Source organism: Snodgrassella sp. W8135 (genome assembly GCF_016101225.1).
Taxonomy (GTDB): Bacteria; Pseudomonadota; Gammaproteobacteria; order Burkholderiales; family Neisseriaceae; genus Snodgrassella; species Snodgrassella alvi.
Window position 1 is genome coordinate 1 of the sequence record NZ_JACFQX010000003.1, and the last position, 17,832, is coordinate 17,832.

Below are 17,832 nucleotides of genomic sequence, written 5' to 3' on the forward strand. Positions count from 1 at the left end.
AATATGACACCAATTGAATATAGAAACATGAAACAAATAGCATGATTTTCTACTTGGTTTGTGTGCTAACAATGGGGTATTTACAAAAGGAATACTTGAATGAAGTGGTCCTTAATTCTTAAAAAAAATTAAGCATTTAATAAAGCTAATATAAAGTCCCTGTTCTTAAACAGGGACTTTTTTACCATGAGTGATATACAAAAATTTATTTAAATTCCAGTTTTGCTAAAAAAATTATTTTGCTAGGCTTATTCCTTTCAAAGCAAAGCAATATTTTTTTAGATATATATTACTCATAATTTTATAAATCTATCTTCTAAAATTATAATGTCTACACGAAATAAGATAAACAAATTCAGCTAATCACAAAAATGGTTATATAAACCAATATGACTAAACATACGAAATTTTTTCCCTATAGAGACTTGGATATAAATTTTATTACTGTGCCTATTTTAATATTTTGAATTGCAAATAAAATGTTATGTAGTAGGAATAAGTTAAAGCATATTAACTGGTATATGGAAAAAAATGAAATAAAATTTAGATAAAAGAAATATAGCTACTTTTGATGTGCTAACTAAAGCTTATTGATAATAGTAGGAATAAAAATGTTAAAATAAATAATTCTTATTGCCGAAAAGCAATATCTGAATCACTTGAACCAGTTTAAAATAAAAGTTAGGGCAATTCTAAAAGTGCAAAAGATAATTATTTAAATAAAAGGATTATGTACATAAATTGGTAGTTAGAAAGAAATAGTTGAAATAGTAAATAAATATACATAAATTTATGAATATTCAGGCATGGTGGAACTGAAAATGATATTCTAAATGGATATTACTGATAGGATAATAAAATGTTACAAACTGAATTGATTATTGAATTTATAATATGCGGACCAGATTTTAATCCAGATAGTGTAACCAAATTACTTGAAATTTCGCCGACAAAATATACTATCAGGGGAAGTATGAAAAATTCAAATATAACCCGGCTATAGAAACCTATAGATTTTGTATTCACAATTTATGGTCATGTATATAAGAATGAACAGCGATCAGATATATATTTGAAAAAAATACGTTAGATTTCATAGCTGATTTAGGTAGTAAATTAACGATGGATATCGAATTTTGGTAAATAGATATACCAATATATATAAATTATTTAGTAAGCAAGATTTAATGAATTATATTGCAGATATAATTGCAAAATTAGATAGAATTAATTCCGCTTTTATTAGATCATTTTTTTCTATTCTGTTAGATAGTGACGATAAAGAAGTTATTCAGTATATTTCGTCGATTATCAATAGTAATAAGTTAGTAAATAAATTATCTGATAAGGAGTTAACTCTATTGAAAAGACAAATTTTGTAAACTCTTTATTTTTAATAAAGTATGTTTTTTGTATAATAAAGTATAATACAATGTTGATTACACAAAAAAGTAATTGTTAATTTATGAGGAGTAATAAAGTAATGAGTGCCTTTGATGAAGAGATTGAAATTGAAATTGATGAGATAATCAAAAAAAGTAATAATTTTGGATATGATTTAAAACAATATTTAGATAATCTTTCAGAAAAACAATTAAGAAGAGCTATATATATTTTATCAAGACACTATTATCATATGGATGTTTCATCAGAAGAAATCTTTAAATTTATAGTTTATATGTTTTCTGATGATAAAATAATATCCCAAGTTACTTTTGATAATTTTGCTTATTATTTTGTATCGATGAGAGATTTTAATAGTGCTCAAAAATATAAATTGAAAAATATAGTAATGGAAAAAATGGAGATTCTATGCAGAAATTCCGTTGACCCCTTTAATATGAACACTTTATTAAATCATTTATTTAGTAAGCAAGATTTGATGGATTATATTGCAGATCTAATTGAAAAATTAAATAGAATTAATTCTGATTTTATTACATCATTTTTCTCGATCTTATTTTATAATGACTATAAAGAAGTTATTCAGTATATTTCGTCGATTATCAATAGTAATAAGTTAGTAAATAAACTATCTGATGAGGAGTTAACTCTATTGAAAAGACAAATTTTGTAAACTCTTCGTTTTTAATAAAATATTGTTTTTAAATATTTATAATTTATTTGCTCATTCATATGGTTGTAAATAATGTGTTGGTACGGTTTGAACCAGCCATACTCCATTTTCCGCCAGATAGAATTGATATCCTGCCTGATACATTATTAAGGCGTGTATTTGCAGCACAATAGGGCTGCCATGACGTGTGCCGACTTTTATCGCAGTATTCACATCTGCTGACAGATGTACATAATGGCGGCTCCCTGCGATTAATCCTTGCTGTTTGATTGAATCCATAAATCTTGTGGCTGTACCATGATATAAAAACTCTGGCGGTTTTTGCGCATTATGACTGATATGAACCTGATCAGTTGAATGTCCTTGTGCTGCACGAATTTTTAAGCCATCTTCAGATATGGTAAATCGTTTTTTATCACTTGTTTTAACAACCACTTCGATAATATTTCTGGTGAGTTGTTCTCCATGCAGGTTTGCCTGTTTGATTAAGTATTCTATATTTACCCATCCCTGCTGATCTAAGGTGATATCTATTGTTTCCGGCTTATGTCTTAGAATATAACTTAGGAATTTACTGGTTTTGATAATTTTCTCTGACATTAATTTTGTATTCATATGTTCTATATTGTATTAATTTGAAACCATAGTTTATTAAGTTAAGTATTAGTTCATTGGTGTTGTGTTGGCTGATTTTAATATAGTGAATGTATATTAAAAACGAGAAATAGTATATGTTAAAAACATAAGATTGGTTGAAGAATAGTTAGTTATACCGGAAAATTTTTGAAAATTCAGAGGATTAATTTTTTTACTAGGAGGATAACTAAAAGTATTGATGGTAGTGATGCAGTAAAAAATATATGAAGTCAGTAAAATTGTTAATGAGAATGAGTTATTGCGAAACAAATTTTATTTTTAAGCTTGGTCTGCGTTGATACAACAGCCACCGGATGGTTTTTTATTGATGATAGTAATTAATTGTTTATCGCTCCAGAGCACGTGGATTTTATAGAATCAGGCTGTGGTTATACATATTGCTCAGCCTGATTCTATTAGGAAAGATTAAGGTATCAGTACTGCACGGCCATTAATCTGCCCTTTAATCAATTTATCGTATACTTCCAGAGCCTGTGAAAGGGGGTAGGTGGTGTATTCGATATTTATAATACCTTTTCTTTTCATGTCCAGTACTTCCATCAGTTCAACCCGTGAACCCCAATAGGGTGTACAAAGCGATGCTCCCCATGGCTGATTCATGCAGTGCCAGTCGAGTTTGCCGCCACCCAGACCAACTACTGTCCAGTCGCCGTTTAATCCGACTGTTTGTGCGCCCAAAGTCAGAGTTGGCTTATTACCAACAAAATCAAGTACGACGGCACATTTCTTCACACCGGTAATACGGGTAATTTCTTCGACAATGCTATCGGTATCGCGGTCGGTACGTATTACATAATCCGCACCATATTTTTTGGCCAGTTCCAGTTTTTCATCATTAATATCACCGGCAATAATGGTGGCTGAATATAGCTGTTTCAGGATTTGTACAGCCATATGTCCTAAACCACCTATGCCGATTACGAGAACAAAAGCAGATGGTGTTATTTTGCCGGCAGAACGTTTAATTGCATGATAGGGAGTTAAGGCTGCATCGGAGAGAGGGGCCACTTCTTCCGGGTGCAGGTCATGCAAAGGTACGAGTAAACGGCTGGAAGGAACAATCATGTATTCAGCCATGCCGCCATTGGTACCCAGTCCACCGCCGAGGATCGGAGATTCCGACTGATGTTCACAGTAGTTTTCCATAGATTGCTGACAAGGCTGGCAATGTCCGCAACCCCATGGTCCGTATACCATGACTGCATCGCCTACTTTAAAATCAGTTACTCCTTCGCCTAGTTCTTCAACCCATCCGGCATTTTCATGTCCTAGGGTAAATGCAGGCGCACCAGCAGGGATACCACTTTCGATCAGGTGTATATCTGAGTGGCACACGCCGGCTGCACCGATTTTAATCAGTATTTCACCAGCTTTGGGTTTTGGTTTTTCGATTTCATCTATGCGGATATCGTGTTGTGCATGCAATCTGACAGCTTTCATGTTTTTCTCTTTTTCTGTTGATAAGATAAATATATAAGTTAATAGTTAATCAATTTGTTTAATTTGTGTCAAGTTACTAGTTTTTATTATATATTTTGTTTATTTTAATAGTTCTGTTTTTTTATGTTATTTTTAAATTAAATTTGTATTTTTCTGCTGATTTATCTGATTTTTTTATTCTGGATTTTGTTTAAATCTATAGTACAAATTTTTAAAATGTAAATAAAGCTGTATCAATTAAGGTATTTTTGATATATGTCTCCTGATGAGTTTCATCATTGATACTAATCGATAACTGACTGGTGTTATTTATGATGATTAATATTTGATAGCTGATTCAAATAGATTTTTTCAGTGTTGGATTTGCAATTTGAAATAGCTGGTTTGCAATAATATTGATTGGGTCGGAAAACCATATGTAATAAATGTAATTGATTTGACTCTGGTGTCAGTAAAGCTATAAATCAGTTTGTACATTGGTGTTATGAGGTTGAATTCTGCTATTTTATAAAATGAAACAGGACGGTTGATTTTTAACCGTCCTGTTCTCATGTTGTTGATTTCTGTCTAAGCTCAGTGCTGATAACCTTTATTGTATTTTTTCTCCAGCCATGAGAAGAACCAGCTTAAGGCGATGGTCATTATCAGATAGATTATGGCAATGGTGTATAGCGGTGTCTCGTAGTTAAGATAACGTCCGGCTGCTGCGCGGGCAGCAAAAGCCAGTTCGACTACGGCGATGGCGGATAAAAGTGAGCTGTCTTTAAGTAAGGTAATAAATTCGTTGCCAATTGGCGGCAGCATACGGCGGATAGCCTGTGGCAGAATGACATAGCGCATGGCTTGTGTATAACTCAGACCAAGAGAGCGGGAGGCCTCGAATTGTCCACGGTCTATTGACTGGATGCCTGCACGGAAAATCTCGGTAATGTAGGCTCCTGAATTAACTGAAAGTGCAAGTACGCCGGCAATCAGTGCACCGTAGCTGCGGCGCAGTTCGACAGCCAGATCGCCGCTGATAATCAGACCGTCAGCAGGGTTGATGAGCAGTGGAAACCAGACAAAATACCAGATGAAAATCTGTACAAACAGGGGTGTGCCACGGAAAATGGTTACATAGAGCAGGGAAATCTGGCGCAATGACCATACGAAAGCACGCATGGGCAGCCCGCCTTTTTCAATGCGGATAATGCGTGCAAGGGCAAAAATCAGACCGAGAAGTGTGCCCATAAATGTGGAAATCAGGGTGACGCCGAGTGTTGTAAGCGCACCGTAATAAAACATTTCACGGTATTCGTAGATGATGTCAAAACGAAAGGCCATTGTGTTACCTAATAAATTTTCTGAGGTGTTGCTGGCTATTGATAGCCTTAGCGTCAGGTTGGCGGCTATTTTAGCAAGAAATAGGGGGATAACTGTATTAAAATTTGTTTGTTCTTGAGAATAAAGTGGATTTGATGGTTGAAACGGCTGGAAAATCCTGAGCAATTGCGCTGGCTAAGGTTAGCTGAAATGTTTACAATGATACGTTTTATTATTTGATTTATTCAAGAATTGTATGCGAGTTTGGTTGGGGAGCGGGCAGCAGCCGGATTGGTCGGATGGTACTGCGGTGACTATCGGTAATTTTGACGGGGTTCATTGCGGGCACCGGCATATTTTGATGCGTTTGCGTCAGGAAGCCGGACAGCGCGGGCTTAGTTCGGTGGTGATGATGTTCGAGCCGCAACCACAGGAATTTTTTGCGCAGCAGGCAGGGAAAACTTTTCCGTTTCGTCTGACTCCGCTGCGCGATAAGCTGGATCTGCTTGCTGCAAGCGGCTGTGTTGATGCGGTTTATGTTGTGCGGTTTAATCAGCAGTTTGCAGCTATGCAACCGATGGATTTTATCAGTCAGATGCTGGTTAGGCATTTGCACACGCGCTATTTGCTGGTAGGTGATGATTTCCGCTTCGGTACACGGCGCAGCGGTGATTTTACTTTATTGCAGGCGCAGAATGAGTTTGTTACTGAGCACACACCTTCAATTGTGGTTGAAGATGTGCGCGCATCCAGTACTGCGGTGCGGATGGCACTGGCTTCGGGTAATCTGGCTTATGCACAGTTGTTGCTGGGGCACGAGTATACGCTGAGCGGTCGTGTGAAGCACGGGGCCAAACTGGGGCGTGAACTGGGTTGTCCTACTGCTAATGTGCATTTACCGGCTTTGCACTATGCTCTGAACGGGGTATTTGTGGTCGATGTATCCGGAGCTTTCGGGCGTAAGCGCGGGGTAGCCAGTTTTGGTAAAAACCCGACTGTGTCTTCGGGCAGTTTACAAAAGCTTGAAGTGCATATTTTTGATTGTGAAGATGATTTATACGGGCAGCGTTTACAGGTGCATTTTTTGCATAAGCTGCGCGATGAGCTGAAATTTGAGTCGCTGGCTGCGTTACAGACGCAGATTTTTGCTGATATGGAAGCTGCCCGAATATGGCAGGCTGCCTGAATAGCAGGATTATGTTCGGGTGGCCGTAAAATTTATTGAACTGAATTTATTCTGAATATTAAAAGTTAAATATATTTTAAAGAGAAAGTCATGACTGACTATAGTAAAACAGTAAATTTATTGGATACGCCGTTTCCGATGCGCGGTAATCTGGCCAAGCGTGAAGGCGGCTGGCTGAAATCTTGGTATGAACAGAAGCGTTATCAGAAACTGCGTAAACTGGCAGCGGGAAGACCTAAGTTTATTCTGCATGATGGTCCTCCATATGCAAATGGTGATATTCATATCGGCCATGCAGTAAATAAGGTATTGAAGGATATTATTATCCGGAGTAAGACGCTGGCTGGTTTTGATGCACCATATGTTCCGGGCTGGGATTGTCACGGTTTGCCGATTGAGCTGATGGTGGAGAAAAAGCACGGCAAGAATATTTCGGCTGCAAAATTCCGCGAGTTATGCCGGGAATATGCACGGGAACAGATTGACCGGCAGAAAAAAGATTTTATGCGTCTGGGTGTACTGGGTGACTGGGAACATCCATATCTGACTATGGACTATCAAACCGAGGCAGATATTGTGCGTACGCTGGGACGAATTCAGCAGGGCGGTTATTTGTATCGTGGTGAGAAGCCGGTACAGTTCTGTCTGGATTGCGGCTCTTCGCTGGCAGAAGCAGAGGTAGAGTATAAGGATAAGGTTTCTTATGCGATTGATGTGGCTTATCAGTTTAAAGATAATGCTGCTGTGGCGAAAGCTTTCGGATTGAATGAGCTGCCGGGTGAGGTATATGGTGTTATCTGGACAACAACTCCGTGGACTTTGCCAGCCAGTCAGGCAATTTGTGTTGGGCCTGAAGTGGTTTATCAGTTGATTGATACGCCTAAAGGTAAGCTGGTGCTGGCTAAAGAGCTGGCTGAGGCGGCTTTAGCCCGGTTTGGTTTTAGTGCGGATGATACGGCGGTACTGGCTGAAACAGCTGGCCGGCAACTGGAAAATCTGCATTTAAATCATCCGTTTCTGGATAGAGATATTCTGGTATTACTGGGTGACCATGTTACTACCGAGGCTGGTACTGGTATGGTACATACTGCTCCGGCACATGGTCTGGATGATTATTTTGCCTGTCTGCGCTATGGAATTAAGTTGTATAACCCGGTAAATGCTGAAGGGCGCTATATCAGTGATGTGCCACGGTTAGCCGGTATGACAGTCTGGGAAGGTAACCCGGTGGTAATCGACTGGGTTGCGGAAGAAGGTAAGTTACTCTCTAATGGCAAAATTACCCATAGTTATGCACATTGCTGGCGCCATAAAACACCATTGATTTACCGGGCAACCGGTCAGTGGTTTATCGGTATGGATAAGGAAGGTACCGATGGTAAAACATTGCGCAATAAGGCTATGAATGCTGTTGATGTTACTGAATTTTTCCCTGCATGGGGACGTGCGCGTCTGGAGGCAATGATTGAAGGGCGTCCGGACTGGGTGGTTTCCCGCCAGCGTTACTGGGGTACTCCGATGGCGTTTTTTGCGCATAAGGAAACCGGTCAGTTGCATCCGCGTTCGGCTGAGTTACTGGAAGAGGTAGCTAAGCGGATTGAGCAGCACGGAATTGAAGCCTGGTTTGCATTGGATAAGCATGAGCTGTTAGGGGCTGATGCAGATGAATATGAAAAGCTGCCGGATACGCTGGATGTCTGGTTTGATTCGGGCAGTACGCATTATGCAGTATTGCGTCAGCGCCCTGAACTGGCATGGCCGGCTGATTTGTATCTGGAAGGTTCGGATCAGCATCGCGGCTGGTTTCAGTCTTCATTGCTGACAGCTTGTGCAACGGTTGGCAGTGCTCCTTATAAACAGTTGCTGACGCATGGTTTTGTGGTGGACGGTAATGGACAGAAGATGTCCAAATCTGTTGGGAATGTGGTTGCACCACAAAAGGTCAATGACAGTCTGGGTGCTGATATTCTGCGCCTGTGGGTTGCTTCTACGGATTACTCCGGTGAACTGGCCATTTCTGATGAAATTCTGAAACGGGTTTCTGAAAGCTACCGTCGTTTGCGCAATACGCTGCGTTTTTTGCTGGCCAATCTGAGTGATTTTAATCCGGAAACGGATGCAGTGGCGATTTCAGATATGCTTGAGCTGGACCGCTATGCTCTGGTATTGGCTCAGCAGTTGCAGGAGCGCGTAGCCAATGATCACTTTACCCGTTATGCATTCCATTTTGCGGTACAGGATATTGTGCATTTCTGTTCGGAAGATATGGGTGCTTTCTATCTGGATATTCTGAAAGACCGTCTGTATACAATGCAGGCAGACAGCCATGGCCGTCGGAGTGCACAAACTGCGCTTTATCATATTACGCGTAATCTGGTGTTGCTGCTGAGTCCGATTCTGTGCTTTACGGCTGAAGAAGCCTGGGCTGTTTTAACAGGTAATGATGAGGATAGTGTGCTGTATCATACTGCACATGTGTTCCCGTCTATGGCTGAGGCGGAATTAGCCGGTCTGGCGCAGAAGTGGCAGGCAATCCGTGCAGTAAGAGATACTGTTAATGCGGCGATTGAGCCTTTGCGTGCTGATAAGAATGTTGGTTCGTCATTACAGGCCGATGTGGCTATTCGAGTACCGGCGGATATTCTGCCTTTTGTTACGGCAATTGGAGATGAGTTGCGCTTCGTGCTGATGGTTGCCAAGGTTACTGTTGAGCAGGGTGATGAGCTGTCGGCTACGGTCACTGTTGATCAGGGTACTAAGTGTGAACGTTGCTGGCATTATACAAATGATGTGGGTTCTGACCCGAAACACCCGACAATCTGCGGTCGTTGTGCACTTAATATCGATGGTGCCGGTGAACAGCGGTTATATGCTTGATGCGGGTTAATGATTTTAATATTGCCGGTTATTTTGGCATGATTTGAATGATTCAGGCGTAATTGGTTTGGCCGGTTACGCCTGTTTGGTTTTTAGGGAAGGTTATGCTGAGTAAAAAATTGTTTTTATATGGTGCAATTATTATTGCTGGGCTGATAGCTGATCAGTTAACGAAGTATCTGGTTTTATGCCATATTCAATATCTGGAAAGAATTACGGTAATACCGGGTTTTTTTGATCTTACACTGACATATAACCCCGGCGCGGCGTTCAGTTTTCTTGCAGATGCCGGAGGTTGGCAAAAATTCTTTTTTATGGGACTGGCTCTGGTGATTTGTGTTTATCTGTTACGTGCAATTATCCGTGATGAATTCGCAAAGCTGGGTAAAGTTGCTGCAGCCATGATTATAGGAGGGGCCGCAGGTAATGTAACAGACCGGCTGGTGCACGGGCATGTGGTTGATTTTCTATTGTTCTACTACCATAATTGGTTTTATCCGGCATTTAATGTTGCTGATAGCCTGATTTGTGTCGGTGCGGTGTTGCTGGTGCTGGAAAGTATTTTCCATCAGAAGAAAAAGGCGGTCTGATTGATTCGTCTGTGATGAATTCAGCCAGGTAACGGGATGTTTAATGAGTGACAAAAAGATTTTACTGGCCAATCCGCGTGGATTCTGTGCCGGTGTAGACCGTGCTATCAGTATTGTAGAACGGGCACTGGAAGAGTATGGTGCTCCGATTTATGTACGGCATGAAGTAGTACACAATAAGTTTGTGGTTGATAATTTGCGCAATAAGGGTGCGGTATTTATCGAAAATCTGGATGATGTGCCTCCTGATGCGACGCTGATTTATTCTGCTCATGGTGTATCTCAGGCTGTACAGCAGGAAGCAGTTGCACGCGGCTTTCGTATTTTTGATGCTACGTGTCCTCTGGTAACTAAGGTTCACCGACAGGTATCTCGGCTGGATGAACAGGGTTATCAGATTATTATGATTGGTCATAAAGGCCATCCTGAAGTTGAAGGAACGATGGGGCAATTGCCGCCGGGTGTGATGTTGCTGGTGGAAACAGTTGCTGATGTGGCAAGTTTACAGGTCCGCAATGAAGAAAAGCTGGCGCATGTGAGCCAGACAACGCTTTCGGTTGATGAAACCAGCGGTATTATTGCCGCTTTAAAACAGCGTTTTCCTCACATTAAAAGTCCGCATAAAGAGGATATTTGTTATGCAACCACCAATCGTCAGGATGCAGTGAAAAAACTGGCTGCTACCTGTGATGTGGTGATTGTGGTGGGATCTCCTAATAGTTCGAACAGTAATCGTTTGCGTGAAGTGGCAGCATTACTGGGTGTTGATGCCTATATGGTTGACAATGCCGGCTGTCTGCAAACACAGTGGTTCAGTGGTAAGCATCAGGTTGGTATTACAGCCGGTGCTTCAGCACCTGAGGTACTGGTGAATGATGTTGTACAAACTATTGTTTCCTGGGGATACCCGACAGTTACCGAAGGTGCTGGTGTGGAGGAAAATATTATGTTTGTTCTACCGAAAGAACTGCGTGGCTCATCATGAATACGCCGATTTTATCCGGTGAGGGTGTGTGTCAGCGTGCCCATGATGATGGCAGGATGTTATTACAGGATATCGATTTTCAGCTCTGGGCTGGTGCGCGTGTGGCAATCAGCGGTGCATCCGGGGCAGGAAAATCGGTTTTTTTACGTACGATTTCTCTGCTGGATTTACCAGCTTCGGGCACGCTGTATTGTCATAATCAGCCGGTTCGTCTGAATGCACACTGTATTGCACAGCATCGCAGCCAGATCGCTTACGTACGGCAGCAGGCGGTGCTTGTTCCGGGTACAGTGCGTGATAATCTGTTTTTACCTTTTACTTTGCATCATTATCAGCATAAAAAATTTCAGCCGGATAATGTACAGCGGGTGTTAGAGAGTCTGGGTAAAGATGGTAATTTTCTGGAACGGGATGCAACGGATTTATCCGGAGGAGAGGCTCAGCTGGTGTGTCTGTTGCGTATATTGCAATTAAATCCGCCGGTTTTGCTGCTGGATGAGCCAACGGCTTCTCTGGATGAAGATTCGGCACAGGCCGTACAAAAGCTGGTCGGTCAATGGCAGGAAGATAATCCTCAGGCTGCCTATATTTGGATTTCACATAGTGAGCAGCAGATTAATCAGGTAGGTGATGAAATCTGGTATCTGGATGCCGGCCGGATTACTCACACCAGAAAATCACCACGGGCGGGAGGCAATAATGCAGGGAACTAATTATATTAGTGTTGCAGAACTGGCTCTGGCTTCATTGCTGATTCTGGTGAGTGCCGGTGTTTCATTATGGCTGAAGCTTGGATTGACAAAACGTATTCTGATTTCAGCAGTTCGGGCTATTGTGCAGCTGTCCGTTGTGGGTTTGTTATTAAAATGGATATTTGCCTCTAATCAATGGTACTGGGTACTGCTGATAATTGTTGTTATGACTGTGATTGCCGGTTTTTCTGCGCGTTCACGGGGCAGTTATGTATATCGTGGTCTGACCCGTGATGCTTTATCATCTGTATGGCTGGCTTCGTGGTTAAGTGCTGCTGTGGGATTATATGCGGTACTGCATATCCGCCCATGGTATTCACCGCAGTATGTGATTCCCCTTCTGGGGATGGTATTGGGTAATTGTCTGACAGCTGTAGCATTGTGTCTGGACCGTTTAACACAGGATTTACGTCAGCAGCAGGCTCGTGTAGAAGTGATGCTGTCTATGGGCGCTACAGGCTGGGAGGCTTATCGGGATACTGCGCGTTCAGCGGTAGTAGCAGGGATGTTGCCAACAATTAATCAATTGAGTGTAGTGGGGTTGGTAAGCTTGCCGGGTATGATTACCGGGCAGATTCTGGCCGGTGCCTCTCCTGATCAGGCAATCAGGTTTCAGCTATTTACTATGTTTCTGATTTGTGCCGGTTCTGCCGGTGGTTGCTTATTATGTGCGGTTTTTGTTTACCGGCATGTATTTAATCGTTGCTGGCAATTTTGCAGCTGGCGTTTGAGACGCAGAAAAGCTGATAAGATTTAGTGATTTAATTTATATATTAAACAAACCGGTTGCCTATAGAAGTTGGCAACCGGTTTGTTTCAGTTATAAGCCGGACATCATCTGTAACATCATTATTTGTACGGATATTCTGATAAGTTTAGATGACTAAATTCAGGCAATTTCATCAATCCATGCCTGCTGAACTGCTTCGAGTATGCGCTCGCCGCAGTGCTCCGGATTGTCATCAAATTCTGGTAAAGCCAGTATCAGATCACGTAGTTGGGTAAAGCGGATACTGGTAGGGTTGATGTCTTCGTAGCGGTCGGCCAGTTCTTCGGCGATTCGGTGTATATCAGTCCATTTCATGGTTTAAGCCTGCACTTAATTAGATAATTAAAAAATATTATTAAATCAATCGGTTTAGAGAGTATTCTTATCAAGTAAGGTTAATGCTCTTCACGTGCATGATTGATGGTATATTTGGGAATTTCGATGGTAACGTCACTATCAGCCAGACGTGCTTGACAGCTCAGGCGTGAATCGGCTTCCAGCCCCCATGCCTGATCAAGTAAATCTTCTTCCTGTTCAGTCGGTTCAGGCAGGCTATCATATCCTTTGCGGATAAGAACGTGACAGGTTGTACAGGCGCAGGATTTTTCGCAGGCGTGTTCAATTTCAATATCATGCTCAAGTAATGCATCACAAATACTGGTTCCTGTGGGAATGTCACTTAAAACTTTACCTTCAGGACAGAGTTGAGGATGGGGCAGTACAGTAATTTTGGGCATGGTAATTCCGTGTTTCTAAATAAAGCAGGCGTGTCCGGTTTTAAAATAAAACCATTCACGCCGAAAATGTTATTAAATTATACCTTGTACTTTTAGCACGGTGGATACACCGGCATCAGCACTTACGCGCTGATAGAATTTACTCAGATTATGATATGCGCTCAGATCAATGTTACATCTTTTTGTCCAATGTGCTTCTATAAAAATGTAAACATCTGCAATAGTGATATTATCGCCAGTTAGATAATCCTGCTGAGCAAGAATATTATCAACGAAGGAAAATAAATTTTTCAGAGTAGCGCTAGCATAGGCCTTCAGATTCTCCTGTGCTTTTTCATCATCTACCATGCGTGCTGCATAGAAATAAGGTTTAAAGCTCATGTGTAAATCAGAATTGGCAAAGGCCAGCCATTGGCGGGCAAGAGCGCGTGCTTTGGGATCATTTTGTGCTGTAACGCCATAGATACCTTTATCCGGTGCAAGATCATTGATGTAATCAATGATTGCCACATTCTGACGCAGTGCCCAGTTGCCGTCAGTCAGTAATGGTACTTGCCCCTGAGGGTTCAGTGCCAGATATTCCGGCGATTTGATTGTGTCGCGGCCTACCTCTTCAGCGGTATATTCAAGTCCGCTCCATTCTAGTGCCACATGCGGTATAAATGCACAGGTATTTGGTATGTAATATAGCTTTAACATGATGTTATCTCCATTGTATCGGCAGACAGTTCAATTTGTCTGCATTTGAAATATCAGATTTCTCTGACGTTTTTACCTTGTAAAGCACGTTGGATATTGCGGTTCATGCGTTTGGCAGCAAATTCATCAGTTGCGTGATTCAATGCATGAATAGCATCACGAATATCCTGAGCATCTCCTTGCCGGATTTGTTGTCGGGTGTGTTCCAATGCAGTTTGAATAGCCTGTTGTTCATCATTGCTAAGTAAGTCTGCGTCCATAGACAGTGCATTGGTGACCGCTACAATAATGCTTTCTGCTTCTACTGTGGCTTCTGTACGGGCACGTTGTCTGGCATCGGTTTGTGCATGAGTAAAACTGTCTTTCAGCATTTGGGTAATAACGGTATCGTCAAGTCCGTACGAAGGTTTTACTTCAATATGAGCCTGTACTCCTGTAGTTTGTTCGCGAGCAGAAACAGAAAGCAGACCATCGGCATCAACCTGAAATGTTACCCGTATGCGTGCTGCTCCGGCGGCCATCGGCGGGATACCGCGGAGTGTGAATTGTGCCAGACTGCGGCAGTCTGCGACTAATTCACGCTCACCCTGTACAACATGGATCATCATGGCTGTTTGCCCGTCTTTAAAGGTTGTAAAATCCTGAGCGCGTGCTGTAGGTAAGGTACTGTTGCGCGGGATAACCTTTTCAACCAGTCCGCCATAAGTTTCCAGCCCGAGTGATAACGGGGTTACATCCAGTAACAGCCATTCATCATCATTTTTATTGCCTGCCAGTACATTGGCCTGCATTGCAGCTCCCAATGCTACGACTTCATCCGGATTAAGATTATTCAGCGGAGTCTGACCAAAGAAAGTGGCTACAGCCTGCTGTACATGCAACATGCGCGTAGCTCCGCCTACCATAATTACCCCTTTTATCTCACTTTTACTGATGCCGGCATCGCGCATTGCCTGTTTAACCGGCTCCAGTGTTTTGGCTACCAGAGGCTGAGTTAGCTGATGAAAAGTGTCACGGCTGATATCAGTGAGAATTTTTTGTCCGTTAGAAAGAGTGGCGGCAATGGTGGTTGATGTTTCACTAGTCAGAGCTTCTTTGGCTGCACGTGAAAGTGATTGTAATAATGCGCTATCCTGAGCATTTAACTGTGATAATTTATTCTGTTCCAGCAACCAGCAAAACAAACGCTGGTCGAAATCGTCACCACCCAGAGCACTGTTACCGTTTGTTGCTTTTACTTCAAACAGACCGCGGCTTAAGGTTAAAACTGAAACATCAAATGTTCCGCCGCCAAGATCATAAACGATAAATGTTCCTTCAGCGGCATTGTCCAGACCATAAGCAATTGCAGCCGCGGTGGGTTCATTCAGTAAGCGTAAAACATGCAGACCGGCCAGACGGGCGGCATCTTTGGTTGCCTGGCGCTGTGCATCATCAAAATAGGCCGGTACGGTAATCACTGCGCCGGCAAGTTCACCACCGAGTGTGTTTTCTGCACGGGTTTTCAAAACACGGAGAATATCTGCAGAGACATCTATCGGGGTTTTATTTCCTGCACGAGTGTGAATGCTGATAATGTGTTCATCATTAGTAAAATGATAGGGCAGATAACGGGTTTCAGACTGATTATTGATATCTTCAAGAGTACGGCCAATCAGACGTTTAGCTGAACTGATGGTGTTGGCCGGATCGATACGCTGTGCTTTTAATGCATCTGTGCCTACTTCCGGTACGCTATCCTGCTGGTAGCGGACAACAGAGGGCAGGGTAATCCTTCCCTGTTCGTCTGCGAGACATTCGGCATAACCACTGCGTACGGTTGCAACTAAGCTATTAGTTGTGCCTAAATCAATGCCTACAGCACGACGATGTTCATGCGGTACAGCGGAAAGGCCGGGTTCGGCAATTTGCAATAAAGCCATAATCTGAATTTAGTCCTGATTTCTTAAATATTACTTAATACTTCGATTTTTTATCAAAGCATATCTCTGATACATTGATTCTGATGATGTCAGGGAAGCGCAGCTTGAATTTCACTTTGTAATTTGTGTAAAAAACGCCCCTGGCGTACCAATTCTGCTGCTTTTTCCGGCTGATTCTGAATAAAGGCCGCATCCAGTTGCTGGTATAAGCCGGTTTGTTCGAGCTCAATAGTTGCTGCAAGTTCTTTAAGTGTTGTCCAATCAGCTTCTGCACGGGCGTCTTCGAGTGTTTCACGCCATTGCATCTGCTGCATTAAAAACTCAGCCGGAAAGTGCGTATGCTCTGGTGCATCCGCATCTACTCCCTGTTGTTTCAATAAATATGCAGCCCGGTCAAGCGGATTGCTCAGAATACGATAAGCTTCGTTAACGGTAGCAGCCATCATCATGGCCTGCTTTTGTTCAAAAGCACTTCTGGCAGCAAATTTATCCGGATGGCACTGTGCTGCCAGCAAGCGATAATTCTGCTCCAGTTGCTTATCATCAATATTGAACTGTTCAGGTAATTGAAAAAGCGCAAAGTATTGGTTCATGTGGCTCACCTTTATGGTGAAAATTGGGTCAAAGCTAAAGATACCGGACATGAAAAACAGGCTTTTCGCAAAATTTGGCTGTAATGCTGTATTTTGCTTATCAGCCAGCAGAATTTTGCGACATTCCGGCAACAGGGTTATTTATTTAAACATGAAAGCTTTCACCACAACCGCATTCATCTTTGGCATTGGGGTTGGCAAATTTAAAACCTTCCTGTAATCCTTCTTTAACAAAATCCAGTTCAGTACCATCCAGATAAACATGGCTTTTAGGATCAACAAATACTTTGACACCATGTTGTTCAAACAATAGATCTTCCGGCTGGATGTTATCAACAAATTCAAGAGTATACGCCATACCCGAACAGCCACTGTTTTTAACCCCGAGACGAATACCTTCGCCTTTACCACGTTTGGTCAGATAATTGCTAATATGCTTAGCGGCTTTTTCAGTCAGAGAAATCATATTCTCACCTGTTGGAAATTTGTCCTGAATTTACTATGCAGTACCTTCAGGTTTTTTACAATTATGATTAAAACGACGTTTGTAAGATGAAAGAAATGAGCGCTTAATGGCAATATTTTCTTCACAGTTAATACAAAAACGTGTACCAGAAAACTCAAGCTGATGTTCAGATGATATTGATTCACCGCATTCCAGGCAAAATTGACTGGTACACATTCTGATATCGTTTAGGCGTACTGCATTAACCGATTGATTGTCATTATTTTCAGTAGTGGGTTCGTTGTTATTTGCGGTACTGCCAAAAATCATCATATTACTCGTTATGTTTTTTTCGATAATCAGCTACAGCAGCCTTAATAGCATCTTCTGCCAGAATAGAACAATGTATTTTTACTGGCGGTAATGCTAGTTCTTCAGCAATGGCACTGTTTTTAATAGCCAAAGCCTCATCCAGACTCTTACCTTTAACCCATTCTGTAATCAGACTTGAAGAAGCAATAGCAGAACCGCAGCCATAAGTTTTGAATTTGGCATCTTCAATAATACCGTTATCACTTACTTTGATTTGTAATTTCATTACATCGCCGCAGGCTGGTGCGCCTACCATACCGGTACCCACGCTCTGGTCACCCTTTTCAAAAGAGCCGACATTGCGCGGATTTTCATAATGATCAATGACTTTGTCACTGTAGGCCATAATAAGTTCCTTTTACAATTCTTCTAATGCCAGAATAACTACAATTACTTTTATATTCGCAGCAAATAACCTGTTTTTGGTGT

Annotated in this window: 18 protein-coding genes; 7 read left to right on the forward strand and 11 right to left on the reverse strand. The window is 41.7% G+C overall.

Going from position 1 to position 17,832, the window contains the following annotated elements:
* Positions 1–1,483: 1,483 nt before the first annotated feature.
* Positions 1,484–2,077, forward strand: coding sequence for a hypothetical protein (locus tag H3T75_RS07350; protein WP_198211405.1), 594 nt, complete (start codon positions 1,484–1,486; stop codon positions 2,075–2,077).
* 51 nt (positions 2,078–2,128) lie between these two features.
* Here H3T75_RS07350 and H3T75_RS07355 read toward each other — a convergent pair whose 3' ends face one another.
* The 3 genes from H3T75_RS07355 to H3T75_RS07365 all read right to left on the reverse strand — a co-directional run bounded on the left by H3T75_RS07355 (position 2,129) and on the right by H3T75_RS07365 (position 5,497).
* The gene (locus tag H3T75_RS07355; RefSeq protein WP_198211406.1) at positions 2,129–2,677 is read right to left on the reverse strand and encodes an RNA 2'-phosphotransferase; all 549 of its coding nucleotides are present in this window, start codon (positions 2,675–2,677) and stop codon (positions 2,129–2,131) included.
* A gap of 462 nt (positions 2,678–3,139) precedes the next feature.
* Complete coding sequence (locus H3T75_RS07360; protein ID WP_084549961.1) at positions 3,140–4,174, reverse strand: NAD(P)-dependent alcohol dehydrogenase; 1,035 nt, start codon at positions 4,172–4,174, stop codon at positions 3,140–3,142.
* Positions 4,175–4,747: 573 nt separating this feature from the next.
* Positions 4,748–5,497, reverse strand: a complete 750-nt coding sequence (locus H3T75_RS07365) for an amino acid ABC transporter permease (protein ID WP_025330161.1) — start codon at positions 5,495–5,497, stop codon at positions 4,748–4,750.
* 235 nt (positions 5,498–5,732) lie between these two features.
* Between H3T75_RS07365 and ribF the strand changes: the two genes are divergently transcribed.
* The 6 genes from ribF (at position 5,733) to fetB (ending at position 12,623) form a co-directional block, all read left to right on the forward strand.
* On the forward strand, positions 5,733–6,662 hold the full coding sequence (ribF, locus tag H3T75_RS07370; RefSeq protein ID WP_198211407.1) for a bifunctional riboflavin kinase/FAD synthetase: 930 nt from the start codon (positions 5,733–5,735) through the stop codon (positions 6,660–6,662).
* Positions 6,663–6,752: 90 nt separating this feature from the next.
* On the forward strand, positions 6,753–9,539 hold the full coding sequence (ileS, locus tag H3T75_RS07375) for an isoleucine--tRNA ligase (RefSeq protein ID WP_198211408.1): 2,787 nt from the start codon (positions 6,753–6,755) through the stop codon (positions 9,537–9,539).
* Between the two features lie 104 nt (positions 9,540–9,643).
* On the forward strand, positions 9,644–10,129 hold the full coding sequence (gene lspA / locus H3T75_RS07380; protein WP_037475735.1) for a signal peptidase II: 486 nt from the start codon (positions 9,644–9,646) through the stop codon (positions 10,127–10,129).
* Positions 10,130–10,172: 43 nt separating this feature from the next.
* Complete coding sequence (gene ispH, locus H3T75_RS07385; RefSeq protein WP_037475651.1) at positions 10,173–11,114, forward strand: 4-hydroxy-3-methylbut-2-enyl diphosphate reductase; 942 nt, start codon at positions 10,173–10,175, stop codon at positions 11,112–11,114.
* Complete coding sequence (locus tag H3T75_RS07390; protein ID WP_078474330.1) at positions 11,111–11,827, forward strand: ATP-binding cassette domain-containing protein; 717 nt, start codon at positions 11,111–11,113, stop codon at positions 11,825–11,827. The genes ispH and H3T75_RS07390 overlap by 4 nt, the downstream gene beginning before the upstream one ends.
* Positions 11,745–12,623 carry an iron export ABC transporter permease subunit FetB gene (gene fetB / locus H3T75_RS07395; protein WP_198211409.1) on the forward strand — a complete coding sequence of 293 codons (879 nt, stop codon included), beginning with the start codon at positions 11,745–11,747 and terminating at the stop codon, positions 12,621–12,623. The genes H3T75_RS07390 and fetB overlap by 83 nt, the downstream gene beginning before the upstream one ends.
* 132 nt (positions 12,624–12,755) lie before the next feature.
* Here the strand turns inward: fetB and iscX are convergent, their stop codons facing one another.
* The 8 genes from iscX to iscU form a co-directional block, all read right to left on the reverse strand.
* Positions 12,756–12,950: a Fe-S cluster assembly protein IscX gene (gene iscX / locus H3T75_RS07400; protein WP_198209715.1), complete on the reverse strand. Its 195-nt coding sequence runs from the start codon at positions 12,948–12,950 to the stop codon at positions 12,756–12,758.
* Positions 12,951–13,030: 80 nt separating this feature from the next.
* Positions 13,031–13,372, reverse strand: a complete 342-nt coding sequence (gene fdx, locus H3T75_RS07405; protein ID WP_025330169.1) for an ISC system 2Fe-2S type ferredoxin — start codon at positions 13,370–13,372, stop codon at positions 13,031–13,033.
* Between the two features lie 72 nt (positions 13,373–13,444).
* Positions 13,445–14,071 (reverse strand): glutathione S-transferase family protein, encoded by a 627-nt coding sequence (locus tag H3T75_RS07410; RefSeq protein ID WP_198211410.1) that lies wholly within the window; start codon positions 14,069–14,071, stop codon positions 13,445–13,447.
* 53 nt (positions 14,072–14,124) lie between these two features.
* Positions 14,125–15,993: a Fe-S protein assembly chaperone HscA gene (hscA, locus tag H3T75_RS07415; protein ID WP_198211411.1), complete on the reverse strand. Its 1,869-nt coding sequence runs from the start codon at positions 15,991–15,993 to the stop codon at positions 14,125–14,127.
* Between the two features lie 89 nt (positions 15,994–16,082).
* Positions 16,083–16,586, reverse strand: a complete 504-nt coding sequence (gene hscB, locus H3T75_RS07420; protein WP_198211412.1) for a Fe-S protein assembly co-chaperone HscB — start codon at positions 16,584–16,586, stop codon at positions 16,083–16,085.
* Between the two features lie 145 nt (positions 16,587–16,731).
* On the reverse strand, positions 16,732–17,052 hold the full coding sequence (gene iscA, locus H3T75_RS07425) for an iron-sulfur cluster assembly protein IscA (protein WP_025330173.1): 321 nt from the start codon (positions 17,050–17,052) through the stop codon (positions 16,732–16,734).
* A 33-nt stretch (positions 17,053–17,085) separates the two neighbouring features.
* Positions 17,086–17,364: a hypothetical protein gene (locus H3T75_RS07430; RefSeq protein ID WP_198211413.1), complete on the reverse strand. Its 279-nt coding sequence runs from the start codon at positions 17,362–17,364 to the stop codon at positions 17,086–17,088.
* A gap of 1 nt (position 17,365) precedes the next feature.
* A complete protein-coding gene (iscU, locus tag H3T75_RS07435) occupies positions 17,366–17,749 on the reverse strand; it encodes a Fe-S cluster assembly scaffold IscU (protein WP_025330175.1) in 384 nt (127 codons plus the stop codon).
* Positions 17,750–17,832: the final 83 nt, after the last annotated feature.